Origin of the sequence: Bradyrhizobium sp. ORS 375 (assembly GCF_000239775.1) — a bacterium.
GTDB lineage: Bacteria > Pseudomonadota > Alphaproteobacteria > Rhizobiales > Xanthobacteraceae > Bradyrhizobium.
Map to the genome: position 1 here is coordinate 1 of NZ_CAFI01000151.1, position 25,064 is coordinate 25,064.

Genomic DNA, 25,064 nt, shown 5'->3' on the forward strand with positions numbered 1-25,064 from the left:
ACGCGGTCCACGGTGGCAAGCGACACGCCGGCCGTGCGCGCGACATCCTCGAGCGTCGCGCGAACGGGTGACGGCGGCGCACCATCGGTCACGCGCGCGCCGCCCATAGCATGCCGCGGGTCATCAAGGTGCGGATCTCCGGCACGTCGAGCTCATAGGCGCGATGCCCGAGCGAGGAATAGAACACGCGGCCCTCGCCATATCGCTTCTTCCACACCACCGGCATCACCACACCCTCAGTCCAGGGTGCGTGCTCGCCGCTGAAGGTCGTGGTCGCCAACACCTCGTTGGCTGGGTCGACATGCATGTAATACTGCTCGGATCGGTGCTCGAAGCTCTTCAGGCCCTTCATGATAGGATCGTCCGGCTTGGTCAAGTCGACCCGGTAATCGATGATGTTGCCGGGATGCGCGACCCACTGCCCGCCGCACATGAACTGGTAATCGACGGAGTCTCGGAAAGCATCGCACATGCCGCCATGATGGCCGGCGAGACCGACACCGCTCCGCACCGCCGCACAAAGGTTGAGGGCCTCAGCCTTCTCGATCTTCGACATCGTGTAGATCGGGATGATCAGCGACAGGTCGTGGATCGCGGGATCGGCGAACGCGGCGGTCGTGGTCTCGATCCGGACCTCGAAGCCTTCGGCCTTGAGCCAGCCGCGGATCATCGAGGCACAGAGGTCGGGGTCGTGTCCGGGCCAGCCGCCCCATACAATCATTGCCTTGCGCATCTGTCTGTCCTCAGTCGATCTGTCCGGTTTCACGTCCCGCCGGCAGCGCCGCCGGCCGCTCGACGCGGCTCTCGATCTTGACGCGCCGGCCCTCGTTGGCGGAGGTCTGGAAAGCCTCCATCACCTCCAGAACATGGAAGGCCAGCGCGCCGCTGGCGCGATGCGGCCGGTCGTTCAGGATCGCGGTGGCCATGTCGGCAACGCCGATCGAGCGGAATTCACCGTCGACGTGGCCGTGGGTCAGCGGCACCGTCTCCCAGTCGCCGCCCGTCTTGGCCACCTGCACCTCGCCGCCGAAGCGGTTGGGGTCAGGCACCAGCATGCTGCCCTTGTCGCCATAGATCTCGATCGGCGCGTGCCGATGCTTCGGCACATCGAAGCTCATCGTGACCGACACCACGGCCCCGCTCTCGAATTCCAGCGTGCCCGTGACATGGGTCGCGACCTCGACCGGGATCAGCGTGCCGTTCATCAGCTGGCTGGTGACCAGGCGCTCGGCCCGCGGGCGCGCCGTCGAGCCCATCACGCTCGCGACGGGGCCGAGCAGCTGCACGAGATCGGTGATGTAGTACGGCCCCATATCCAGCATCGGCCCGCCGCCGCGCAGATAGTAGAAGCCTGGCGAGGGATGCCAGCGCTCATGACCGGGACAGCCGAAGAAGACGCTGCCGGCGACCGGCGTGCCGATCGCGCCGTCGTCGATCAGCTTGCGCGCGGTCTGGTGACCGCCGCCGAGGAACGTGTCGGGCGCGCAGCCGACGCGCAGGTTCTTCTGCGCGGCAAGCTCGATCACCTTGCGGGCTTCGGCGACGTCGATCCCGAGCGGCTTCTCGGAATGAACGTGCTTGCCGGCATTGAGCACCGCAAGGCTGACGTCGGTATGGGCGAGCGGCACGGTGAGATTGATGACGATCTCGATGTCGTCGCGCTTGAGCAACTGGTCGACCCGCATCCCGGGCAGGCCGAAGGCGGCGCCCTGGCGCTCGGCCGCATCGCTGCGCATGTCCGCGAGCGCCTTGATGTCGAGGACCGGGAAGCGCTGCGCCGCCTTCAGATAGGCGGTGCTGATGTTGCCGCATCCGATGATGCCGATGCCGACGCGTCTCATAGCATTCTCCGTAATGTCCCGTTCATCCCTTGACCGCGCCCGAGGTCAGGCCGGCGACGATGTGCTTCTGCGCCAGGAGGAACAGGATGATGGTGGGCAGGATGGTCAGGGTGATGAAGGCGAGGATCAGGTGCCACTCGGACGAGTACTCGCCCTGATAGACCATGATGCCGAGCGGCCAGGGATACAGCGCATCGGTGTTGAGCATCACCAGCGGCAGCAGATAGGCGTTCCAGCTGTTGACGAAAGTGATGGTGCCGACGGTCGCCAGGATGGGGCGCGACAGCGGCAAGGTCACGTAGCGGAAGAATTTCGCGTAGCTGCAGCCGTCGACCAGCGCGGCTTCGAGCAGCTCGTAGGGGATGTCCTTGAAAAAGCGGCGCAACAGCAGCACGCTCATCGCGAGGCTGAACGCGACCTGCGGCAGCGCCACGCCGAAATAGGTGTCGAGCAGGCCGAGGTCGCGCACCTTGATGAACAGTGGTAGCACCGCGGTGGCCGCCGGGAACAGCAGCCCGAGCGTCAGATAACTCAGCAGCATGGAGCTACCGAAGAACCGGACATGAGCGAAGGTGAACGCCGCCATCGACGCGACGATGAGAGTGAGAACCACCGTCAGCGTCGAGATGATCAGCGAGTTGCGCAGCAGCTGCCAGTAGCGGCCGGAGAACAGGATGTCCGCGTAGTTCTGCCACTCCCAGTGCTGCGGCAGCCCGAAAGGGTTGACGCGCAGTTCGCCAAGCGACTTGAAGCCGCCAAGAAACGTCGCCAGTAGCGGCACCAGGACGAAGATGGCGATCAGCGTGAGGAATGCCGCCTTGAACAGCACGGCGGGATCGAACAACTCTCTCGTGGTCTCCGCCCTATTCATCGCGCATGAACCATCGCTTGTAGGTGAAGGCAAAGGTCACGCAGATCACGAACAGGATGACGCCGATGGCGCTGCCGTAACCGACGCGCATGCGCGAGATGCCGTTGTTGTAGAGGAAGCTGACCATCGTGTTCGAGGAGTCAGCGGGGCCGCCGCGCGTCAGCGGCATGACCAGGTCGAACAATTGCAGCGAGCCGATGATGGCGAAGAACACCGAGAGCCGGATGGTCGGATAGAGCAAGGGGATGACGACATGGCGGAGGCTCTGCGTCCGCGTCGCGCCGTCGATCCGGGCAGCCTCGATCAGGCTCTTGTCGATGCTCTGCAGCGCGGCAATGAACAGCATCATATGGAAGCCGAAATACTTCCAGACGATCACGATCAGCACCGCCAGCATCGCCGTATCGGTGGAGGCCAGGAGATGCGGCGGTTCCGCGCCGAAGCTGCGCCAGATCGAGGCGACGAGCCCGTAGTCGCCGTCATACACGAAGCTGAAGATCAGCCCGGTCGCGATCTCCGCGAGGATGTAGGGCATGAAGAACAGCATGCGCAGCGCCACCGCGCCGCGGAACCGCTCCGCGAGCAACAAGGCGAGCGTCAGCGCGAGCGGCAGCTGGACGCACAGCGAGACCGCGATGATCAGGCCGTTGTTGCGGAGCGCGAGCCAGAACGCGCGCGTCTCGAGCACGAAACGGTAGTTGTCGAAGCCGATCCAGTTGGTCGGCCGGCCGAACCCGTTCCAGTTGAAGCCCGAGTACCACGCGGCCTCGCCGATCGGCAGCACCACGAACAAGGTGAACAGCAGCAGCGCCGGCGGCAGGAACAGGATCAGGACCGTGAAGCGGCCGTCCCAGCTCGGCCCGCGGCCGGCGCGCACGGCCAGCGGCCGCGCGACCTGCATCGCCGGCGTGCTCGCGATCGGACGCGCCACGTCAGTTGCCCTGCTTGCGCGCTGCCTCGATCGCCTTTGCCGCGTCCTGGGGACTCATGCTGCCGCCAGCGATCTCCGCGGAGACATCGTTGACGACGCGGCCGACCGACGGCCCCAGGCTTTGGTCATAGAAGTTCTGGTGATAGTTCGACTTCGCCAGATTGGCCGCGATCTGCTTCATGAACGAATTGTTGAGGCCGGCGTCGGCACCCTGAACCACGGGGACGATGAAGTTGCCGGCCGCAAGCCGCGTCTGCACGTCCTTCGAGATGAAGTATTTCAGGAAGTCGGTCGCCTCCTTCGGTGAGCCCTTGGTGACGAGCCAGCCGGTGATGCCGCCCAGCGTATCGGTCGGGGCGCCCTTGCCGCCCGCCACCGTCGGGAAGTCGAACCAGCAGATCTTGTCCTCGCTCAAGCCCACCTTGTCGGCCGCAAGAGCCCGCTGAAGATTGTAGACCGAGCTGATCGCGAGCGTCATGGCCGCCTTGCCGTCGCCGAAATAGCCGACGGCCTGCGGATTCTTGAAGCCGAGGAAGCCGTTCTGGAATGGCTGGAGATCGACGAGCTGCTTGAACAGCTCGCCGGATTTGACGAAGGTTTCGCCGGCGAAGCCGCCATTCTCGCCGCGCAGTGCTGCGTCGAACGCCGGCTTGCCGCCGATGCGGACCGTGAGATGCGTCCAGTAGAAGTGCAGCGGCCATTTATCCGCACCGCCGACCACGATCGGGGTCACGCCCGCGGCCTTCAAGGTCTTCACGGCCGCCAGCAGATCGTCCCAGGTCTTGATGGCCGCAGGATCGACCTTGGCCTTGGCCATCAGCTCCTTGTTGCAGACGAAGCCAACCTGCGACAACGCCGTCGGCAGGCCGTAGACATGGCCGTTGTCGGTGAAGGCCGCAAGCGCAGCCGGGGTCAGACTATCGCTGTATCCCTTCACCTGATCGGTAATGTCCTCCAGCACGCCGGCCTCGATCTGCGCCTTCAGCACGCCACCGGCCCAGCTGTAGATGATGTTCGGACGATCCTTAGATTGCAGAATGGTCGGCAGCTTGGCCTTGTAGGCCTCGTTCTCGAGGAACTGCATCTCGATCTTGGTGCCGGGATGCGAGGCTTCGTAGGCGCGCGCCACCTCCTCCCAGATCTTCACCTGTGCCGGATTGACCTCAATATGCAGCCATTTGACGGTGGTGTCGGCAACAGCACCGGCGGCCCCTAGCAGGCATGCGGCGGCAGCGAGTCCCAGCTTCGCGAGCAGTCTCATCCGAATCCTCCCAAGCGTCCTTTTTTTGTTACGGTAATCCTGTCCTCAAAATTTGAGGTGCGCAACTAAAAAACTGACCTGGCAACCTCAGCGACCCTCTCGCATTTGCGAAGCCAGTGGCCGAGACCAAGCCAAGTTCAAGTCTGCGAAACCGGTCAGGCCCCGGGGCTATGACCACAATGGGGAACGACAGCTGGGTCGCTCTGGGCAGAGCAGATCGGAGTGAGCATAGGCTCGCCTCCTCGCGGCGCTCAGCGTCCGAGTCATTCATCGATGCCGCCCCCTGAAACAGAGGGCGCAGGGAAGGCCGGGCGTCGGCTGACGCCCATGGCCCGCCTGCGAGAAAGAATGCAGGCGGCAGGTACCACAGGTGCAGCCGGACCCGCCCGGCCTTCCCTGCGACGGTTGAACGGCTGCTTCGCGATCTCCCTGGTGCGCCGGGCTTGTTGGCCACCATGTCGCGCAACGCGCTCCCGCACGTTGCGCGGGGGACACCAGCTTCGGGGTGTCAGGACCACGCGACTTGACCGGTCGTGCCTTGCCGTTCGTCCGCGCGATCAACTCACGCTGCGGCAATCCACGCCCATCGCATCCCACTGCCAACGTCTCGTGACGGTCGCGACACGCCCCTCATGCGGCAGCAGGACGAGCGGAAACATCGACCTGATTTGCCCGACGAGGCTGGGCAAGAATCTCGGGCGTTTTGTGTGGCGGGATGTACGATTCGGCTTATGACGAATCGCCCGTTCAAGAGCGGTGAGAGCCGCGAGCAAGCCAGCCTTTTTCCACCGCGGATCGAGGATTACGTATCTTTGGACAATCCGGTTCGTGCGATCGATGGCTATGTCGATGCGCTCGACCTTGCCAAGCTTGGGTTTCGGCACGCCGACCGGCGCGCGGCGGGAGCGGGGCAGCCGCCATACGCCCCGTCCGATCTGCTGAAGCTGTACCTGTATGGCTACATCAACCAGATCCGGTCATCACGCCGGCTGGAGCGTGAAGCCTGCCGCAATCTGGAACTGATCTGGCTGCTGAAGTCTCTCAAGCCCGGCTACCGGACGATCGCCAATTTCCGCAAGGAGAACTGGGCGGCCCTGAAGGCCGCGAACCGTAGTTTCGTGCTGCTGCTTCGCGAGCTCGATCTGATCGGCGGGACCCTGGTCGCGGTCGACGGCGCACTGTTCCACGGCAATGCCAGCAAGGACAGCATCTTCACGCGCGGGAAGCTCGCCAAACAGATCGCCAAGCTCGATGAGGAGATCGAGGCGTACGGCAAGTCCCTCGACACCAACGATGCAGCAGAAGCCAAGCGGCCCGACGACGGCAAGGATGGCAATGGCGGCGGCGATGTCGGGGACAGGATCAAGGAACTGATGGCCAGGCGTGAGCGCGCCCAGTCCGATCTGGAGAACCTGGACAAGAACGACAAGGGACAGGTGTCGAAGACCGACCCCGATGCGCGGCTGCTGAGCAAGGGCGATCAGACGATTGCAGGCTACAACGTCCAGAGCGTCGTTGACGACAAGAACAAGCTGATCGTCGCCAGCGAGGTCGTCAATCGCAGCGATGTCCGACACCTGCATATGATGGCGATAGCGGCCAAGGAGAACCTCGAGGTCTCGTCGCTGCAGATATTGGCCGACGTCGGCTACTACAACAGCGAGGATCTCAAGGCTTGCGAGGATGATGGCATCACCGCCTATGTCCCGCTGCATCACGGCAATGGCAAGAAGCACACGCGCTTCACGCGAGCTGACTTCACCTACGATTCCGCAACCGACACCTACCGGTGTCCCGCAGGCCAGGCGCTGTATCCCACGAAGAAGCTCTGGAAGAATACGAGCGGCAGAATGGAACGACGTTACCTGGGCTCAGTGCCGACCTGCAGCGTCTGCCCCCTCAAGGCGTTTTGCCTCTCCGCGAAGGCCAAAAGCCGCAACGTCTCTCGGTGGGAGCACGAGGAGGTGCTGGATCGTCACCGCCAGAGAATGGCGAGCGAACAGGCTCGCCAACTGATGCGTCGCCGCTCGGCCCTCGTCGAGCATCCGTTCGGCACACTCAAGTGCCGCGCCGGGTATCAGCATTTCCTCGTCCGCAGCTTCGACAAGGTTCGCGGGGAATGGAGCCTCATGGCGCTCTCCTACAACTTTAGCCGCGTCCTCAACATTCTCGGCTCGAACGACTTCCTCGCCCGCATCACCGCGTGGGCTGTTGCAGCTCAACACGCCGCCTCTGCCAAGGCCAACGGCGCATGGGAGGCGATTCCGCTTGCCTTGATACGAAACTGGACAATGATACAGCTATGGCTCGAAGTCGCACCGCGCCGAGCCCTCCTGGCCTCCTAGTTTGGATTCTTGCCCAGCCTCGACACGACAAGCCGCGCGACGTGCGACATCGTAACGCGACGGGCAGTTTGCGCATGCGGCCCATGCGCGGATTGCCCGTCGTGCGGCGTCCGCCAAGACTGGCACGCACCATCTTGCTAGCCCGGACGCGGCCCAAAACTCCGTTATCGTCCCGGCGAACGCCGGGACCCATACCGCGGGCGCATCCGAGGGACAGGGCTGTGAGTTGCCTGCATCATCGCCGCCGGTGGTTATGGGTCCCGGCTCAAGGCCGGGACGACGGCGGAGTGTTAGGCGAGACCACGCTCTCCAAATTCGAGGCAACCGATGTCAGGTGCAGCGCGCTTTGAAATTTGCGGCAACGAGCTTGGTCATCACGTCATTGAGATGCGCCTGGTCGCGGGTCTCGATCACCAGCTCGAGCAACGTCGCCTTGGCCGGCAGATCCGAGAACGTGCGCTGATGCGACACCTCGATGATGTTGGCGCCGGCATCGGCGAGCAGCGTCGACACGGCTGCGAGCTGTCCCGGGCGGTCGACGATGTCGATCGACAGCTGCGTCAAACGTCCCTCGCGCGCCAGCTCGCGCGTCAGCACCGAGGCGATCAGGCGGGTGTCGATGTTGCCGCCGCTGAGCACCAGCCCGACATTGCGCCCGGCAAACTGCGCGGGATGCGCGAGCACCGCGGCAAGGCCGACGGCGCCGGCGCCTTCCACCACCGTCTTCTCGATTGAGATCAAGGTGGCCAATGCGCGCTCGATCTGCGGCTCGGTGACGAGAAGAATATCGTCGACGAGGTTACGGATGATCTCGGTCGTGATGCGCCCCGGCGACTTCACCGCGATGCCTTCGGCCAGCGTGTCGCCGCGCATCGGCAGGCCGCTGCTGTTGATCGCGTTGAACATCGACGGATACAGCTCGGCCTGCACGCCGACGATGCGCAAGCCCGGCTTGATTGCGCGCGCCGCCACGGCCATGCCCGAGATCAGACCGCCGCCTCCGATCGGCACCACCAGCGTGTCGAGCTCCGGAACGACCGCCAGCATCTCCAGCGCCACCGTGCCCTGCCCAGCGATGATCAGCGGATCATCGTAAGGGTGGATCATGGTCATGCCGTGAGCTGCGCCGTGCTGCCTGGCGAAAGCACCCGCCTCTTCCAGCGTCGCCCCGGAAATCACGACCTCCGCGCCGTGCCGCTTGGTGTTCTCCACCTTCACCATCGGCGTGCCCACTGGCATCACGATGGTGGCGGGAATGCCGAGACGCCGCGCGTTGTAGGCGACGCCCTGCGCGTGGTTGCCCGCGGACATCGCGATCACGCCGCGCGTCCGCTGCTCCGCCGATAGCGCATTCAGCCGGTTGAGCGCGCCGCGCTCCTTGAACGACGAGGTGAACTGCAGGTTCTCGAACTTCAGCCAGATGTTGCAGCCGCAGATGTCGCCGAGCGTCCGGCTCTGGTTGCAGGCGGTCGCGAGCACGGCACCGCCGATGGTTTCGGCAGCGGCGCGCACGTCGTTCACGGTGACGGGCAGCGCGGTCAGATCGATGGCTGTCATGGCTCTGCCCATCCTTCAGCGTGCATCATTGCACCGCGACGCCGGCGAGCGCCGGCCGTCGCATGATAGCGCCGATCGTGGCCGGCCGCTGGTGCGGCCGGATGATCGATATCACCCGAGATCGGGCAGCCCGAGCATCAGCCGCATGTTCTGCACGGCCGCGCCCGAGGCGCCCTTGCCGAGATTGTCGAGCCGCGCCACCAGCACGGCCTGATGGTGCTTGTCGCTGGCGAAGACGTGGAGCTCGAGCTGGTTGGTCTCGTTCAGCGCCTCCGGCTCGAGCCGGCCGGCCTTGGCCGCAGCGCCGTCGAGCGGCATCACCGACACGTATTTGCTGCCGGCATAGTGCTTCGCCAGGGCCGCCTGCAGGTCCGCGCCCGAGGGCTTGCCCGGCAGCGTGTCGAGCTGCAGCGGCACCGAGACCAGCATGCCCTGCCGGTAGTTGCCGACCGAGGGGATGAAGATCGGCCGCCGCGTCAGCCGCGAATACAGCTGCAACTCCGGCAGGTGCTTGTGCTCCAGGCTAAGACCGTAGAGTTCGAAGTGCGGAGCCGTGCCGTTCTCATAGGCTGCGATCATCGTCTTGCCGCCGCCGGAGTAACCGCTGACGGCGTTCACCGTCACCGGATAGTCCTGCGGCAAGAGGTCGGCATCGACCAGCGGCCGCAGCAGCGCGATCCCGCCGGTCGGGTAGCAGCCGGGATTGGAGACCTTGCGCGCGCTGCGGATCTTGTCGGCCTGATCGGTGGCCAGCTCGGGAAAACCATACGCCCAGTCCGGCGCGACGCGATACGCGGTCGATGCATCGAGCACCTTCGGCGCCGAAGCGCCCATGCTATCGACCAGCGCGACCGTCTCCTTGGCCGCCTCATCCGGCAGGCAGAGAATGACCAGATCGACCTCGGCCATCAGCGCCCGCTTGGCGGCGGGATCCTTGCGCTTGTCCTCGGCGATTGTCTTGACGACGATGTCGGTCTGGTGGGCGAGCCGCTCGGCAATGCCGAGTCCGGTCGTGCCCGAGCCGCCGTCGACGAAGACGGAGCGGGTCGCCGAGCCGGCTGCCGCGTGAGCCTTCGGCGGATTGCTATCGATCACGGACATGACAAGCTCCTTCAGGTCTGGGGTTCGCCGGCAAAGGCCTGGGGCCGCGCCTGCCGCATGAGAGAGGAAATCTGTTGCGAGCCGATGTCGGGCTGCTCGCCGAGCCGGGTGGCGACCGCCGCATAGTCGGCTTCGGACTTGTGCTGGTTGAGCTTGAAGCTGCCCTCGACCTCGTCGATCGTCATGACGATGCCGACGATCGCCTTCCGCATGGCCTCCAGCCGGCCTGCGGTCATCTTGTCCGAGGTCCACGGCTTCTTGGGCAGCAGCCGCTGCTCGAACTTGGCGCTCAGCGTGTCGGCCTGGGCAGCGAGTTCGGCGTCCGACAACACCCGCGCCGTACCGGTCAGATGCACCGCCTGATACAGCCAGGTCGGCACTTGATCCGAAGAGGCATACCAGTCGGCCGACACATAGGCGTCCGGACCATTCACGGCGAGCAGCCACGGCGTCGCGCCGTCGGCAAGCTTCGCCAGCGGATTGTGTCGGGCAACGTGGAAGAACGCCTGCGGCGTGCCGTCGTTCAGCGCGCCCAAATGGAACGGCAATGAGGACGCGACCGGCTTGGTGCCGTCCCACGCGCAGACCGTGCCGAAGCCGCGTGCGTCTGCAAAGCCGAGGCTCGCGGCGCGGTCGGGCTTGAAGGGCGGTGGCGTGTACATCGCAAACTCCTGCTGGACGAAGGAGCCGCCTGATCAATCGCGCTGCAAGGGAAAGGTTTGCCGCGGGACCGGATCCGGCGGCAAGGGCTGTGATCTCAAACGCAGATCATCGCCCGTACCGCGGGGGTACGACGGCGCATGGCGGCGATGTTGCTGGTCGCTGCGTTGATCATGGGCGCAGGGCTATAAGGCCGCGGAGTTCCTGCGTCAAGGTTGCATCTGGCCGGCGTGTCAGACCGTGCGCCACAGCCATTCCATGATGCGCCCGATGATGTCGCCGAACAGCAGCAGCACCGCCGACCACACCAGCGCCGACACGAAATTGGCGACCTGGAACATCATGTAGGGCATCTCGAAGATGCCCGCCGCCAGCGGCACCGAGGCGCGCAGCGGCCCGAAGAACCGGCCGATGAAGATGCTCGGCACCCCCCAGTCGCGCACGAACGCCTCGCCGCGCGGCAGAAGCTCCGGATAGCGCGACAGCGGCCACATCTGGGCGACGCGATCCTTGTAGCGGTAGCCGAACCAGTAGGAGACCCAGTCTCCAAGGGCCGCGCCAATGCCGCCGGCCAGCCAGACCGGCCAGAAGCTGATGCCGGTGGCGCCGATCAGGGCGCCGATCGCAACCAGGGCGCCCCAGGCCGGAATCAGGAGCGAGATGAAGGCCAGCGACTCGCCGAAGGCCAGCAGCAGGACGATCGGAGCAGCCCAGGCCTGATGGTCGCGCACGATATCGGCGACCGCGCGGCCAAAATCTTCCATCTGCTCGACGCCTTTCCTGCCACCCGGCTGTAAGTGTTTGAAGCCGTTTGCGGTTCCCTGGCGCAGACTGGTACGCCACGGAGCGGGGCAACTTCAAGTCACAACAACCGGCTGCGGCGCGTGAACGCGGCCGATCCGGCCCGCCAAACCGCGCGGAGGCCGCCGCGGCCGCCCAGGCGCGGTGTTTCCTCAGTCATTGTTTTATGCCGGGGCATGGCATAGTCAGGCGCAACGATTCGTTCCCTCTCGCGCAAGCGCAACATCAAGATTCTATGGGTAAGCCGTTGAAATCAGCTGCAAAAGCCAAGGCCAAGGGGGTCCCTGACCCGCTGGCGGCGTTCGCCGCCAAGGGCAAGGCCCCGACCAAGCCCCAGGCCAAGCCAGCCGCCCGCGCGGCCGGTTCCGAGGGCGAGTACACCGCACGCGATATCGAGGTCCTCGAGGGCCTGGAGCCGGTGCGCCGCCGGCCCGGCATGTATATCGGCGGCACCGACGAGAAGGCGCTGCACCATCTGTTCGCCGAGGTCATCGACAACTCGATGGACGAGGCGCTGGCCGGCCACGCCACTTTCATCGAGGTCGAACTCGATGCTGAGGGCTTCCTGACCGTCACCGACAACGGCCGCGGCATCCCTATTGATCCCCATCCCAAATTTCCGAAGAAGTCGGCGCTCGAAATCATCATGTGCACCTTGCACGCGGGCGGCAAGTTCGACTCGAAGGTCTACGAGACCTCCGGCGGTCTGCACGGCGTCGGCATCTCCGTGGTGAACGCGCTGTCGACCCGGCTCGAGGTCGAGGTCGCGCGCAACCAGAAGCTCTATCGCATGATCTTCGAGCGCGGCCATCCCAAGGGCAAGCTCGAGGAGGTGGGCAAAGCCCCGAACCGGCGCGGCACGCGCGTACGCTTCCAGCCCGACCCGACGATCTTCGGCGCCAAGGCGACGTTCAAGCCGCAGCGCCTGTTCAAGATGGCGCGCTCCAAGGCCTATCTGTTCGGCGGCGTCGAGATCCGCTGGAAGTGCGATCCCTCGCTGCTCAAGGGCATCGAGGACGTCCAGCCCGAGGCGACCTTCCACTTCCCCGGCGGCCTGAAGGACTATCTGGCGGCGGCGATTCACGCCGACACGCTGGTCCACCCCGATATCTTCGCCGGCAAGTCCGGTCGCACCGGCGGCCATGGCGGCTGCGAATGGGCGGTCGCCTGGACGGCCGATGCCGACGGCTTCCTGTCGTCCTACTGCAACACGATCCCGACGCCCGACGGCGGCACGCACGAATCCGGCATTCGCAGCGCCCTGCTCCGCGGCCTGAAGGACCACGCCGAACGCGTTGGCCAGGGCAAGCGTTCGGCCAACATCACCTCCGAGGACATCATGGCGGGCGCCGCCATCATGCTCTCGGTGTTCGTGCGCGAGCCGGAATTCCAGGGCCAGACCAAGGACCGTCTCGCCACCGCCGAGGCGCAGCGCATCGTCGAGCAGGCCGTCAAGGATCCGTTCGATCATTGGCTGTCGGGCAATCCGGTGCAGGCGAACCGGCTGCTCGATTTCGTCGTGGAGCGCGCCGAGGAGCGCATCCGGCGCCGGCAGGAGAAGGAAACGGCGCGCAAGACCGCGACCAAGAAGCTGCGCCTGCCCGGCAAGCTCGCCGACTGCACCGACGCCGGCACCGAAGGCTCCGAGCTGTTCATCGTCGAGGGCGATTCGGCCGGCGGCAGCGCCAAGCAGGCGCGCGACCGCAAGAAGCAGGCGGTGCTGCCGCTGCGCGGCAAGATCCTCAACGTCGCGTCGGCCGGCAAGGACAAGCTGACCGCCAACGCTCAGCTCGCCGATCTGGTGATGGCGATCGGCGCCGGCACCGGCACGTCGTACCGCGAGGAGGATCTGCGCTACCAGCGCATCATCATCATGACCGACGCCGACGTCGACGGCGCCCACATCGCCTCGCTGCTGATCACGTTCTTCTACCGGCAGATGCCGCGGCTGATCGACGAGGGCCACCTCTATCTCGCGGTGCCGCCGCTGTACCGGCTGACCCACAACAGCAAGACGTTCTACGCGCGCGACGACGCCCATAAGGAAGAAATCCTCAAGCGCGAGTTCAACGCCAACGCCAAGGTCGAGATCGGCCGCTTCAAAGGCCTGGGCGAGATGATGCCGGCGCAGCTGAAGGAAACCACGATGGATCCGGCCAAGCGCACCTTGCTCCGCGTGACGCTGATCGCCGACGATCGCGACGGCACCGCCGACTCGGTCGAGCGGCTGATGGGCACGAAGGCAGAGGCGCGCTTCGCCTTCATCTCGGAAAAGGCGGAATTTGCCAGCGACGAACTGCTCGACGTCTAGCTTTTGACCCGATTTCTCGCCTCGATTGCAGGTTCCACGCGTTCGCGTGGGCCTGCTTTTCTGCTTTATAAACAATTCGTTACCACGGCGCCTGGCGTTCCGCAGCGCACTTTCCCCTCCGGTGTGGTCAACCTGCAACAGCATTTGGGCACACATCGGCTATAGTTCAGGCACAACTGGCGAGGGAATCGCCGCCGCATTCCGGCGCTTACATCACGACGACTTGGGGATTTTGATATGAAAAAGCTTTTGCTCGCAGCCGCTTCGATCGTGGTGATGACTGGCGCAGCATCGGCTGCTGATCTTGCGGCTCGTCCCTATGCGAAGGCTCCGATGGCCGCTCCGGTGGCTCCGAGCTGGACCGGTTTCTACCTCTTCGGTGGCGCTGGCGGCGGCCTCTGGGATGCCGACTCGCACACCAACGTGCTCGGCGTGCCGGCGACGATCGATCAACGCGTGGGTGGTGACGGCTTCCTCGGCACGGTCGGTGCTGGTTATGACTGGCAGTTCACCCCCGCTTGGGTGTTCGGCGTGTTCGCTGACGGCCAGTTCGGCAGCCTCCGTGGCACCCTGCAGGACCAGTTCGCCGCCCTCACCGGCCGCATCAAGATGGAGACCGCCTGGGCCGCTGGCGCTCGCGTCGGCTATCTGGTCGCTCCGAACGTCCTCTCCTACGTCAACGCCGGTTACTCGGGTTCGCACTGGTCGGGCACCAATCTGACCACGCTCACGGGCGCGGCCTCTGGCTTCCGCACCGACGGTTTCGATCGTAGCGGCTGGTTCGTCGGCGGCGGCGTCGAGAACAACCTGAACATCTTCGGCATCTCGGCGCCGGGCTGGTTCATGAAGACCGAATATCGCGCTGCCTACTATGACCGGAAGGACGTCCTGGTCCGTACCACTGCGGGCGCGCCGACCACCGACACCGTTACCTTCAAGCCGTGGGTCCAGACGATCACCACCTCGCTGGTGTATCGCTTCAACTGGACCGGCCCGGTGGTTGCCAAGTACTGATAAGCTGCCTCGCGGCATCTCAGATCGATTGCGAAAAGCCCCGGTCAATCCGGGGCTTTTTGTTTTGCCCTCGACCCGCTGGTCATCTTGTTCGTCCGCCGCTAGCTTCCGCTGCACAAAACTTCACAAAAAAGGCGGCAGCGGCGTCTCCCATGCGGTGGCGCCGGGCGATGAGGGAGGAAATGGCCATGCGGAGATTCCTGATGATCGGCGGCCTGCTTCTGCTCGCCGTCGGCCTGCTCTGGGTCGGACAGGGCACCGGCGTCGTGGCCTGGCCGCGCACGAGCTTCATGATCAACCAGCTGCAATGGGCCGGCTATGGCGTCGGCATGGGCGCGCTGGGCCTGGTGATGATCTGGCAGGGCACCTGCTGACCGCTTTTCACATCGACTTGGAGAATGACGCATGGCAGGCCGTTTCGACCTCAAGGGCAAGGTTGCGATCGTGACCGGAGGCAATGGCGGCATCGGCTTAGGCATGGCCCGCGGCCTCGCCGATTCGGGCGCTGACATCGCCGTGGTCGGCCGCAACGAAGCCAAGTCGCAGGCGGCTGTGGCCGATCTCGCCGGCCGCGGCGTGCGCGCCCTCGCGTTCACCGCCGATGTCAGCAACAAGAGCGACGTTGCCGCGATGGTCGAGCGCGTCGTCAGCGGCCTCGGCCGCATCGACATCCTGATCAACAATGCCGGCATGAGCATCCGCAAGCCGCCGCATGTGCTCGAACTGGAGGAGTGGCGCGAGGTGATCGACACCAACCTCACCAGCGCCTTCCTGTGCTCGAAGGCCGCCTACCCTGCTCTCAAGGCGAATGGTGGCGGCAAGATCATCAATATCGGCTCGATGCTCTCGATCTTCGGCGCCGGCTTCGCGCCGGCCTATGCCGCCAGCAAGGGCGGCATCGTGCAATATACACGTGCCTGCGCCTGTGCCTGGGCGCCCGACAACATCCAGGTCAACGCGATCCTGCCGGGCTGGATCGACACCGACCTCACACGTGCCGCCCGCCAGCAGATCGATGGCCTGCACGACCGCGTGCTCGCACGCACACCGGCCGGGCGATGGGGCGATAGCGACGACTTCGCCGGCATCGCCACATTCCTGAGCTCCTCGGCGTCGGACTTTGTCACCGGCACGGCGATTCCCGTCGATGGCGGTTATTCGATCATGGCCTGAACCGGCGCGCCAGCGTCGCCGAGGTCTCAACGCCGGAAGCTCTTGATCTCCGAAACGCTGCCATCCCGATAGGTCAGTTCGACCGAGACGAACTTCGTCGCTGTCGGCAGCTTGAGATAGGGCGTGGCGTTCGAGGGAATCGCGCTGGGATCACGCATGTCGCAGCCAGGCATGTTCAGCACCTTGTCGGGAACAGCGGTATCGATGCCGATCCGCACCTCGCGGATCGCGCAACGATACGACATCAGGTGCGTGTAGTAGACGAGCAGGCCGTTGAAGTCGCGGAATGACAGCCAGCTGGTCGCGGTCATGTCGAGGATCTTGCGCTGGTCGCGCACCAGCGCGGCCTCCGGCTCGAACCTGATGGGAAACGGTCCCTGCATCTCGCCTGACGCATCGACATAGCGCACCTGGATCGTGCCGGCCGGCGCATCCGCTGGCAGCTGGATCGAGGGATTGGGCATGCGCTTGCGGGTGCGCGGATCCAGCACGTCCATGAAGCCCGTCTCGCGGAAGTCTCCGCTCTCCCCCATCCGCCACGAGATGCCGAGCGTCGGATCGGCGATCGAGAAGGTGACCGTCCAGCCGCCATTGTGTCGCGAGAACATCGCGATCGGCGCGTTCATGATCTCGTTGGCCGGCGGGATGCGCGGCGCCGACACTGGAGGCAGCGCCGCCAGCTTCTGCTGCGGCTCGGCCGGCTTGTCGGCGGCGGCCGGTCCCTTTGCCAAGCCGTTCAGGAAGACGTCGTCGACCATCTGGTCGAAATACACCGGGATCTGCTTGTGCCGCACGGTCTCGGCGAGCTCGCTGACGGCACGTCGCGTGCGCTGCGCGACCTGCACCAGGTTGACCCCGGGCTGCGTCAGCTCCTTGGCGAAGGTGCGCGTGAAAACCGAATTCGGATTGGCGTCATCGTTCGAGAGCCGGTCGAGTGCCGTCTGTCGCGGACCGGCCGAGAACACCGAGAACACGCCTTCGGGCAGCTGGGTCATCGGCGCCAGCCCGCCGCCGCCGGCGACAGCGCGCGTGCCGGCGCGCTCGAACGGGTTGTTGCGGCAGGCGTCGAACACGAGAATCGATGTCCGCGCCTTCTTGTTCTGCAGCCGCTCGATGATGCGGTCGGCGAGGACGGAGGCATCGCGCACCAGCTCCTCCTGCCCTTCGGTTGCCGCCGGCACGTCGGTCGGCAACAGGAAGTTCTGGCCGGCGATCTCGAAGCCGTGGCCGGCGTAGAAGAAGAAGGCGGTGTCGCCCGGCTCGACCGCGTTGTCGAACGCCAGCAGCGCCTGGCTGAACTGCTGGCGGTTGAGGTTCTCGGCGACCATCACGCTGAAGCCGAGCTGCTTCAGCGTATCGCCCATCGTGCGCGCGTCGTTCACGGCCTTCTGCAGCTTCGGGACGAAGCGATAATCATTGTTGCCGACAACCAGCGCGACGCGCTTTTCGGCGTGCGCGGCCGGGGCCAGCGCCATGCCCAGCATCACCAGTCCGCACGCCAGCCACGTCCGCATCAATCTCATGTGTAGTCTCTGCCCTCGCGTCAGGTTGCCGCCAACGATAGTCGGCGACCGCATCCTGCCGGTTCACGGGCGCGGCTCGCATCTTCCGAGCTGCACCGGCCCGCGCCGACCACACGCCGCAATTCGGTCCACAATTCGACGGACCCGCCTTCGCGGCCAAGCGGTAGCAAAGTTCCGAGAACACGAAATACGACGTCTGGACGACGGGTTGCCCGCAAATAATGCAAAAACATTAAGCTTTTTCGGTACTTCGCTCCCCTCTTCCATTGACTTTGCGGGATTCGTGCCTATTTTCGGGGTCAGCGCGGCCGGGATCGGATCCGATTCCCAAACATTGACCGCGGGTCAGCGTCAGTCAGAAAACCCCCAGCTTCCTTAGAGCATGCCGTTTCGGGGTTTAACGCGACCACAGCCTTTTACCCCTCGATTCCTAACGGCGGCGTCGAACAGAGGCCCCGTCGCCTGTTGGCGCGTGACATAGAGGCTCGATGTCCTTTTCCAATCTCGGCTTGTCCGACAAGGTGTTGGCTGCAGTTGCGGCAACCGGATACACCACCCCGACCCCCATCCAGGAACAGGCGATTCCTCATGTGCTGGCGCGCCGCGACGTGCTCGGCATCGCCCAGACCGGCACCGGCAAGACCGCCGCATTCGTCCTGCCGATGCTCACGATCCTCGAAAAGGGCCGCGCCCGGGCACGAATGCCGCGCACCCTGATCCTGGAGCCGACCCGCGAGCTGGCCGCCCAGGTGAAAGAGAATTTCGACCGCTATGGCGCCGGACAGAAGCTCAATGTCGCCCTCCTGATCGGCGGTGTTTCCTTTGGTGACCAGGATGCCAAGCTGACCCGCGGCGTCGACGTCTTGATCGCAACGCCGGGCCGCCTGCTCGACCACACCGAACGCGGCGGTCTGCTGCTCACCGGCGTCGAGCTCCTGGTCATCGACGAAGCCGACCGCATGCTCGACATGGGCTTCATTCCGGACATCGAGCGCATCTGCAAGCTCGTGCCCTTCACCCGCCAGACCCTGTTCTTCACGGCGACCATGCCGCCGGAAATCCGGCGCATCACCGACGCCTTCCTGCACAATCCGCAGAAGGTGGAAGTGTCCAAGCCGGCCACGACCGCGATCACCGTCACTCAGTTGCAGGTTCCGTCAGGCCGCGAGGCCCACCAGAAGCGCGAGGTGCTGCGCCGCCTTTTGCGCGATGCCAAGGACCTCAAGAACGCGATCATCTTTTGCAACCGCAAGCGCGACGTCGCCATCGTCCACAAATCACTTCAGAAGCACGGCTTCAGCGTCGGCGCTCTGCATGGCGACATGGACCAGTCGGCGCGCACGGCCGCGCTCGACCAGTTCCGCAAGGGTGAGTTGCCGCTGCTCGTCGCCTCGGACGTGGCGGCCCGCGGTCTCGACATTCCCGAAGTCAGTCACGTCTTCAATTTCGACGTTCCGCATCATTCCGACGACTACGTCCATCGCATCGGCCGCACGGGACGCGCGGGACGCACGGGCACGGCGATCTCGATCGTCTCACCGCCTGATCAGAAGTCGGTTGCAGCGATCGAGAAGCTGATCGGACAGAGCATCCCGACCATCGAGGGCGACTACGAAGTTCAGGAATCCTCGCGCGATGAGGAGACGCGTGAGCGCCGTCCGCGCGACAGCTCGCGGCGCAGCCGCGGCAAGGCACCGCGTGAGCGCGAGCCTCGTGAGCCTCGGGAACGTGAGCCGCGCGAGCAGCGTGAGCCGAGGCCGGCCGCAGCGTCTCCACGTGCGGCACAGCCTGCAGCGCCCCGTCCGGCACCGAGCGCTCGGCATGAACAGCCGCGCAACGAGTCTCGCCGACCGCGACGTGACCACGACAACGAGCCGGCTGATCATTCACATCTTCCGGCCTTCCTGCTGCGCCCTGTGCGCGCGCCGCTGCCCTGATCAGAACGCTCCGGGCGGCGCTCAGCGCGTCAAGCTCGGAGCTTCAGCATGCGACCGACGCGTTCCATATCCAACATAGGTTAAGTCGTCGTCGGCGCCTCATGCCAACCGACATGATCAGGCCGCGAGTACGCCGCTTAGATCTGCAATGCCGCGCTACTTATGTAGCCCATTGAACATATGAGGCGACATTGTCCTGTTAGGCTCGCTTGACGCCTGCCCGTGACTCTACGGCCGTATTTACCCCCGGTTCACACACGTCCTTTAGCTTGGCCGGCATTGTTTATTCATTGCTGGACCGGCGACGCGGGCGATTGGGGAGGACCTGTTGTGGTCAATGCGCTTGACGAACACGAACGCACGATGGCCTTCGCCGAGGTCGCGCTCAGCCAGATCAAAACGCTGCGTCACTCGGCCAACCCGCGCAACTACGAGATCTGGTACGTCTACGCGACGGGCTACAACGCACCGCTGAACGAGATCATCAACGAGACGCTGTCGCGCAACGGCAAGCTGTCGCAGTCCGAGCTCGACGAGCTCTACGAATCCTATCTCGCGCATCTCAAGACGTCGGACCGCATCGACAAGGTGGGAGCGCGCGTGGTCGGCGAGATCGACGATCTCATGGGCATGCTCTCGGACGCGCTTGGGCGGACCGCGAGCTACGATGCGAGCCTCGCTGGTGCCGATCGCATGCTCGCATCGGCCACGAGCCGCGAGCAACTCGTCGACATCATCGAGGCGCTCGCGCACTCGACCAAGCAGATGCGCGAGACCAACCGGGTTCTCGAGGAGCGCCTGTCGCTGTCCAAGGACGAGATCAGCGGATTGCAGCACAGCCTCGAAGTGATCCGCGCCGAGAGTCTCACCGACCCGCTCACCGGCCTCGGCAACCGCAAATATTTCGATCGCATGATCGAGACGACGGTGCAGACCGGGCTTGCAACCGGCCAGCCGCTGTCGCTGCTGATGTTCGACATCGATCATTTCAAGTCGTTCAACGACTCCTACGGTCACCTCACCGGCGACCAGGTGCTTCGTCTCGTCGGCCTGACGTTGAAGCACGCGATCAAGGGACAGGACATCGCGGCGCGCTATGGCGGCGAAGAGTTTGCCGTAGTGCTGCCGAACACGCCACTGCGGCAGGCGCTGACGGTGGCGGACCAGATCCGCCGCGCGGTCACTGCGAAGGAGCTGAAGAAGAAGTCGACCGGCGAGATCCTGGGCCGCGTGACCATCTCGGTCGGCGTATCCGAGCTCCGGCCCGGCGACGACACCGATGCGCTGATCGAGCGCGCCGACGCCTGCCTGTATGCCGCCAAGCACAACGGCCGCAACAAGGTGGTGTGCGAGAAGGATCCGGAATTCACGGCGGCAACACAGGTCGCCTGACGGCCGCTGGCCCCGGCGACGCGCCTTGAGTTGCGGGACAGCCGTCGTGATCAGTGCGTCCGCGACGTCGTGAGAGCGATGTCTAAGGGCTGCGCGCCTTGGCTGCGCCGCGGGTCTTGGCAGCGGTCTTGGCACCTGTCTTGGAGCCAGCCTTGGGCGCCTTGCTCGGGCTCGTGGCGAGGCGGCCTGTCTTCACGGCCTTGGCTTTCCTGACCGTCTTTTTGGGCGCACCCGACTTCGCCCCGCCGCGCGCAGCGGCCGGCTCTTTGCGTGACGCCCTCTTCTTCGTTCGTTTGGCCAGCGCTGCCCGTTGCGCCGCTGCAAACGCGTCCCTCGCCCAGGCCGCGAACTCGTCGGTGTCGTCGAACAGATGCGCGGGCACCTGCCAGTACGACCGCACGGTCATCGTCCGCGCACGCGTCTCATAGGAGAACGGCTGCGATCCGGCGGCTTCGAACTTGTCGAACGTGGCCTCATCGGCACGCAAATACAGCCCGCTGCGCAGGGCGAGCGCGAAGTTGATGCCGTCGGCGGAGATGCCGAAGCCGGAGAACATCCGCCGGATCGTCACCGGCCCGAAGCCGCTGAACAGATCGACCAGAAACTCGCGGTCCATCGCGACGCTCTCCCGCGCACATCACCGTTGTTCGACGGGATTTGTCGGCCGGGAGAATGGCGCGTGTCAATGTCCGGGACACGACAATGTCCGGGAGCCGCCCTGGCGTAAAGCGGACGATCAGACCTCGGCCGGCTTCAGCTGCACCGACTCGCCGCAGCCGCAGGCGCTGATCTGGTTCGGATTGTTGAAGACGAACTGGGCCTGCATCTTGTCGGTCTGGTAGTCCATCTCGGTACCGAGCAGGAACAGCACGGCTTTGGGATCGACCAGGATCTTGACGCCCTTGTCCTCGACGACCTCGTCGGTCGGCCGAATGTCATGGGCATATTCGACCGTGTAGGACTGTCCGGCGCAGCCGCCGTTCTTGACGCCGACCCGCAGCCCGATGATCTGCGACTCCGCGCGCGCAGTCAGCTCGCGAATGCGCGTGGCTGCGGCATCGGTGAGCCGCATCACCTGCGGGCGGGGCCGCGGCTTCGGCTTGCTGGCAACTGGCGTGTTGGTCATGTCGGTCATCTGGTCAATCCCGGCGGTCGTTCAATCCCGCCCGTCATTCAAACTTCGTGCCTCACCACATATTGAGGACGAGGCGGGCCTCGTCGCTCATCCGGTCCGGCGTCCACTGCGGCTCCCAGACGATGTTGACGCTGACCACCCCCACGCCCGGGACGCTCGCGATGGCGTTCTCCACCATGGTCGGCAGCTCGCCGGCCGCCGGACAGTTCGGCGTCGTCAGGGTCATCACCACGTCGACGCTGCGGTCGTCCTTGATGTCGACCTTGTAGATCAGGCCGAGCTCGTAGATGTCGGCCGGGATTTCCGGATCGAACACCGTCTTTAACGCTGCGATGATCTCGCCCGAAAGACGCTCGGTCTCCTCGGGCGGCAGTGCCGAGTGGGTTTCGACGGACTGAGTTTTGACGTCGGCCGTGTCGGTCATGCAAACAAATCCCGCGCCTTGATCAATGCCTGTGCCAGCTGATCGACCTCTTCCCTCGTATTGTACATGCCAAACGAGGCGCGGCAGGTCGCCGTGACGTTGAATCTCTCCAAAAGCGGCATCACGCAATGCGTGCCCGCGCGCACCGCGACACCCTGGCGGTCGATCACGGTGGCGACATCATGCGCATGCGCGCCTTTCATCTCGAACGAGATCACCGGCCCCTTGCCCTTGGCGGTGCCGATCAGCCGGACCGAGTTGATCTCACGCAGCCGCGCCTCGGCATAGGTGAGCAGGTCGTGCTCATGCGCGGCGATGCGCTCCTTGCCGACCGAATTGACGTAGTCGATCGCGGCACCCAGCCCGACCGTCTCGACGATCATCGGGGTGCCCGCCTCGAACCGGTGCGGCGGATCGCCATAGGTGACGACATCGCGCGAGACCTCGCGGATCATCTCGCCGCCACCATTGTAGGGGCGCATCGCAGCGAGCAGATCGTATTTGCCATAGAGCACACCGATCCCGGTGGGCCCATACAGCTTGTGGCCGGTGAAGACGTAGAAGTCGCAGTCGATGTCCTGGACGTCGATGGCGAGATGCACGGCGGCCTGACTGCCGTCGACCAGCACCGGGATGCCGCGCGCGTGCGCGATCCGCACGACCTCCTTCACCGGCACCAGCGTGCCCAGCATGTTCGACATCTGGGTGATCGCGACGATCTTCGTCCTCGGCGTCAGCAGCTTCTCGAACTCGTCGATCAGGAAGTTGCCGTCATCGTCGACCGGGGCCCATTTGATCACGGCGCCCTGGCGCTCCCGCAGGAAGTGCCACGGCACGATGTTGGAGTGGTGCTCCATGATCGAGAGCACGATCTCGTCGCCCTCGCCGATGTTCGCGCCGCCCCAGGACGCCGCGACGAGGTTGATCGCCTCGGTGGCGTTGCGGGTGAAGATGATCTCCTCGCTGCGCCGGGCATTGAGGAAGCGCGTCACCCGCTCGCGGCCGCCCTCATAGGCTTCGGTCGCGGCATTGGCGAGATAATGCAGGCCGCGATGCACGTTGGCGTATTCGCTGGTGTAGGCCTGCGTCATCCGGTCGAGCACCGCGCGCGGCTTCTGCGCCGAGGCCGCGTTGTCGAGATAGACGAGCTTCTTGCCGTAGACCTGCAGCGCCAGCGCGGGGAAATCCTCGCGGATGCGGGTGACGTCGTAGGACCCGTTGGAAACGGCGGGATGCGTGCTCATGCGCGCGCCTCCAGCCAGTCCTGGGCGGTGGCGATGACGCGCTCGCGCAAGCCGTCGTCCTCGATCGCCTCGATCGCCTCGCCGACGAAAGCCTGGATCAGCAGCGCCTGCGCCTGCTTCTCGGGCAAGCCGCGGGCGCGCAGGTAGAACAGCAGGCTATCGTCCAGCGCGCCGGCGGTGGCGCCATGGCCGCAGGAGACGTCGTCAGCGAAGATCTCGAGCTCCGGCTTGCTGTCGGCCTCGGCCTCGTCGGACAGTAGTAGCGCCCGAGTCATCATCTTGCCGTCGGTCTGCTGCGCATCCGGGCGAACGATGATGCGGCCCTGGAACACCGAATGGGCGCGATCATCGAGCACCGCGCGGAAATTCTCGCGGCTGGTGCAGCCTGGCACGGCGTGATCCACCACCAGCGTCATGTCGCCATGCTGCTTATCACGCAGCAGGTTGACGCCGTTGACGATCAGCTCGCTGGCCTCGCCGGCGAGCGTGAAGAACGCCTGCAGCCGGCTGACCGCGCCGCCGCTGGTCATGTTGAACAGGCTGAGCTTCGACTTCGCGCCGACGGTGAACAGCTCCGAGGAGACGTTCAGGGCATCGGCAGCATCGCGCATCAGACGGATATGCGACAGCTGAGCTTGGTCGCCCACCCAGATCACCGCAGCATCATTGGCCTGGTAGGCCGCCGCGCCGTCGGCAACGATGGACGTCTCGACCAGCGTCGCGCGGGCGCCCTGCCCGATGCGAACATGCGAGCGGCTGTAGCGGGCGGCCTTCGACGCCGTGGCGACATGAATGAGATGCAGCGGCGAGGACAGCTGCGTGCCGTCGGCCACGGTGACGACCACGCCATCGGTCGCGAGCGCCGCATTCAGCGACAGCATCGGATCGCTGGCCTTGGTCAGCAACAAGTCACCGCGGGAGTCGTTCGAGGCCTCGTCCAGCACCGCACGCAAGGTCCGCACGGTCACCCCCGCCGGCAGCGCGGCGAGATCCGACAGCTCGGCGGCGACGACACCATCGACCAGCACCAGCTTCGTCGCGCCGTCGATCGCGGCCGATGCGATCGCGGCCTTCGCCTTCGCCAGCGCCGCCGCGTCCGGCGCGCCGGCCAGCGGCAGCAGCTCGCGCGCCAGCGCGCGCAGATCGGTGTACTTCCATTCCTCGATGCGCCGGTGCGGCAGGCCGGTGCGCTCGAAGGCCGCGAAGGCCTCGCGCCGGATCTCAGCCACCTTGCCGGTGCCGGGCAGCCGGCCCTGCGCGGCAGCAAACACGCTGCTCGCCGCCGGACCGCTGTCGTTCTTGACCAAAGCTACGTTCATCACAGATCCATTCCGGCCGGCGATCAGGCCGCGTCTTCGAACTGGGCGTAACCGGACGCCTCCAGCTCGAGCGCGAGCTCCTTGCCGCCGCTCTTCACGACGCGGCCCTTCGACATCACGTGAACGACGTCGGGCACGATGTAGTTCAGAAGCCGCTGATAGTGGGTGATCACGATCATCGAGCGCTCGGGCGAGCGCAGCGCATTGACGCCGTCGGCCGCGAT

General features: G+C 65.1%; 22 protein-coding genes and 2 pseudogenes. 7 read left to right on the top strand and 17 right to left on the bottom strand.

The window, feature by feature from the left end:
• From BRAO375_RS37340 to BRAO375_RS12975, 6 genes and pseudogenes are all read right to left on the bottom strand, one after another.
• A pseudogene (locus tag BRAO375_RS37340) lies at window positions 1-107 on the bottom strand (LacI family transcriptional regulator); the annotation flags it as partial.
• Window positions 89-733: a ThuA domain-containing protein gene (locus tag BRAO375_RS12955; protein WP_009027922.1), complete on the bottom strand. Its 645-nt coding sequence runs from the start codon at window positions 731-733 to the stop codon at window positions 89-91. The pseudogene BRAO375_RS37340 and the gene BRAO375_RS12955, both read right to left, overlap by 19 nt.
• Before the next feature lie 10 nt (window positions 734-743).
• Window positions 744-1,841: a Gfo/Idh/MocA family protein gene (locus BRAO375_RS12960; protein WP_009027923.1), complete on the bottom strand. Its 1,098-nt coding sequence runs from the start codon at window positions 1,839-1,841 to the stop codon at window positions 744-746.
• 22 nt (window positions 1,842-1,863) lie between these two features.
• Window positions 1,864-2,712: a carbohydrate ABC transporter permease gene (locus tag BRAO375_RS12965; RefSeq protein WP_009027924.1), complete on the bottom strand. Its 849-nt coding sequence runs from the start codon at window positions 2,710-2,712 to the stop codon at window positions 1,864-1,866.
• Window positions 2,705-3,643 (bottom strand): carbohydrate ABC transporter permease, encoded by a 939-nt coding sequence (locus BRAO375_RS12970; protein WP_009027925.1) that lies wholly within the window; start codon window positions 3,641-3,643, stop codon window positions 2,705-2,707. Before BRAO375_RS12970 ends, BRAO375_RS12965 begins: the two co-directional genes overlap by 8 nt.
• A 1-nt stretch (window position 3,644) precedes the next feature.
• A complete protein-coding gene (locus BRAO375_RS12975; RefSeq protein ID WP_009027926.1) occupies window positions 3,645-4,904 on the bottom strand; it encodes an extracellular solute-binding protein in 1,260 nt (419 codons plus the stop codon).
• A gap of 731 nt (window positions 4,905-5,635) precedes the next feature.
• On the opposite strand from BRAO375_RS12975, the gene BRAO375_RS12980 reads away from it, so the two are divergent.
• On the top strand, window positions 5,636-7,249 hold the full coding sequence (locus BRAO375_RS12980; protein ID WP_009027927.1) for an IS1182 family transposase: 1,614 nt from the start codon (window positions 5,636-5,638) through the stop codon (window positions 7,247-7,249).
• A gap of 330 nt (window positions 7,250-7,579) precedes the next feature.
• Here the strand turns inward: BRAO375_RS12980 and BRAO375_RS12985 are convergent, their stop codons facing one another.
• The 4 genes from BRAO375_RS12985 to BRAO375_RS13000 form a co-directional block, all read right to left on the bottom strand.
• The gene (locus BRAO375_RS12985; RefSeq protein WP_009027928.1) at window positions 7,580-8,806 is read right to left on the bottom strand and encodes a threonine ammonia-lyase; all 1,227 of its coding nucleotides are present in this window, start codon (window positions 8,804-8,806) and stop codon (window positions 7,580-7,582) included.
• Window positions 8,807-8,917: 111 nt separating this feature from the next.
• Window positions 8,918-9,907, bottom strand: coding sequence for an N-acetyl-gamma-glutamyl-phosphate reductase (argC, locus tag BRAO375_RS12990; RefSeq protein ID WP_009027929.1), 990 nt, complete (start codon window positions 9,905-9,907; stop codon window positions 8,918-8,920).
• Between the two features lie 11 nt (window positions 9,908-9,918).
• Window positions 9,919-10,569 (bottom strand): FMN-binding negative transcriptional regulator, encoded by a 651-nt coding sequence (locus tag BRAO375_RS12995; RefSeq protein WP_009027930.1) that lies wholly within the window; start codon window positions 10,567-10,569, stop codon window positions 9,919-9,921.
• 231 nt (window positions 10,570-10,800) lie between these two features.
• Window positions 10,801-11,331, bottom strand: a complete 531-nt coding sequence (locus BRAO375_RS13000) for a DedA family protein (protein ID WP_009027931.1) — start codon at window positions 11,329-11,331, stop codon at window positions 10,801-10,803.
• A gap of 272 nt (window positions 11,332-11,603) precedes the next feature.
• Here BRAO375_RS13000 and parE point away from each other — a divergent pair, with 272 nt between their 5' ends.
• The 4 genes from parE (at window position 11,604) to BRAO375_RS13020 (ending at window position 15,866) form a co-directional block, all read left to right on the top strand.
• Window positions 11,604-13,679 carry a DNA topoisomerase IV subunit B gene (gene parE / locus BRAO375_RS13005; RefSeq protein ID WP_009027933.1) on the top strand — a complete coding sequence of 692 codons (2,076 nt, stop codon included), beginning with the start codon at window positions 11,604-11,606 and terminating at the stop codon, window positions 13,677-13,679.
• A 237-nt stretch (window positions 13,680-13,916) separates the two neighbouring features.
• Window positions 13,917-14,693 (top strand): outer membrane protein, encoded by a 777-nt coding sequence (locus BRAO375_RS13010; RefSeq protein WP_009027934.1) that lies wholly within the window; start codon window positions 13,917-13,919, stop codon window positions 14,691-14,693.
• A 188-nt stretch (window positions 14,694-14,881) separates the two neighbouring features.
• Window positions 14,882-15,067, top strand: coding sequence for a hypothetical protein (locus BRAO375_RS13015; protein ID WP_009027935.1), 186 nt, complete (start codon window positions 14,882-14,884; stop codon window positions 15,065-15,067).
• Window positions 15,068-15,098: 31 nt separating this feature from the next.
• The gene (locus BRAO375_RS13020) at window positions 15,099-15,866 is read left to right on the top strand and encodes an SDR family NAD(P)-dependent oxidoreductase (RefSeq protein ID WP_009027936.1); all 768 of its coding nucleotides are present in this window, start codon (window positions 15,099-15,101) and stop codon (window positions 15,864-15,866) included.
• A gap of 26 nt (window positions 15,867-15,892) precedes the next feature.
• Here BRAO375_RS13020 and BRAO375_RS13025 read toward each other — a convergent pair whose 3' ends face one another.
• Complete coding sequence (locus tag BRAO375_RS13025; RefSeq protein ID WP_009027937.1) at window positions 15,893-17,389, bottom strand: caspase family protein; 1,497 nt, start codon at window positions 17,387-17,389, stop codon at window positions 15,893-15,895.
• Window positions 17,390-17,877: 488 nt separating this feature from the next.
• Here BRAO375_RS13025 and BRAO375_RS13030 point away from each other — a divergent pair, with 488 nt between their 5' ends.
• Entirely contained in the window at window positions 17,878-19,326 is a 1,449-nt protein-coding gene (locus BRAO375_RS13030) for a DEAD/DEAH box helicase (protein ID WP_009027938.1), read from the top strand.
• 330 nt (window positions 19,327-19,656) lie between these two features.
• A complete protein-coding gene (locus BRAO375_RS13035) occupies window positions 19,657-20,718 on the top strand; it encodes a GGDEF domain-containing protein (protein WP_009027939.1) in 1,062 nt (353 codons plus the stop codon).
• An 82-nt stretch (window positions 20,719-20,800) separates the two neighbouring features.
• On the opposite strand, the gene BRAO375_RS13040 is transcribed toward BRAO375_RS13035, so the two are convergent.
• The 6 genes and pseudogenes from BRAO375_RS13040 to sufC all read right to left on the bottom strand — a co-directional run.
• A complete protein-coding gene (locus BRAO375_RS13040; protein ID WP_009027940.1) occupies window positions 20,801-21,334 on the bottom strand; it encodes a TfoX/Sxy family protein in 534 nt (177 codons plus the stop codon).
• Between the two features lie 120 nt (window positions 21,335-21,454).
• The gene (locus BRAO375_RS13045; protein WP_009027941.1) at window positions 21,455-21,844 is read right to left on the bottom strand and encodes a HesB/IscA family protein; all 390 of its coding nucleotides are present in this window, start codon (window positions 21,842-21,844) and stop codon (window positions 21,455-21,457) included.
• A 61-nt stretch (window positions 21,845-21,905) separates the two neighbouring features.
• A complete protein-coding gene (locus BRAO375_RS13050; protein ID WP_008961483.1) occupies window positions 21,906-22,277 on the bottom strand; it encodes an SUF system Fe-S cluster assembly protein in 372 nt (123 codons plus the stop codon).
• Window positions 22,274-23,521, bottom strand: a complete 1,248-nt coding sequence (locus BRAO375_RS13055) for a cysteine desulfurase (protein WP_009027942.1) — start codon at window positions 23,519-23,521, stop codon at window positions 22,274-22,276. Before BRAO375_RS13055 ends, BRAO375_RS13050 begins: the two co-directional genes overlap by 4 nt.
• A complete protein-coding gene (sufD, locus tag BRAO375_RS13060; protein WP_009027943.1) occupies window positions 23,518-24,840 on the bottom strand; it encodes a Fe-S cluster assembly protein SufD in 1,323 nt (440 codons plus the stop codon). The genes BRAO375_RS13055 and sufD overlap by 4 nt, the downstream gene beginning before the upstream one ends.
• Window positions 24,841-24,863: 23 nt before the next feature.
• Window positions 24,864-25,064 (bottom strand): annotated as a pseudogene (sufC, locus tag BRAO375_RS13065) (Fe-S cluster assembly ATPase SufC); the annotation flags it as partial.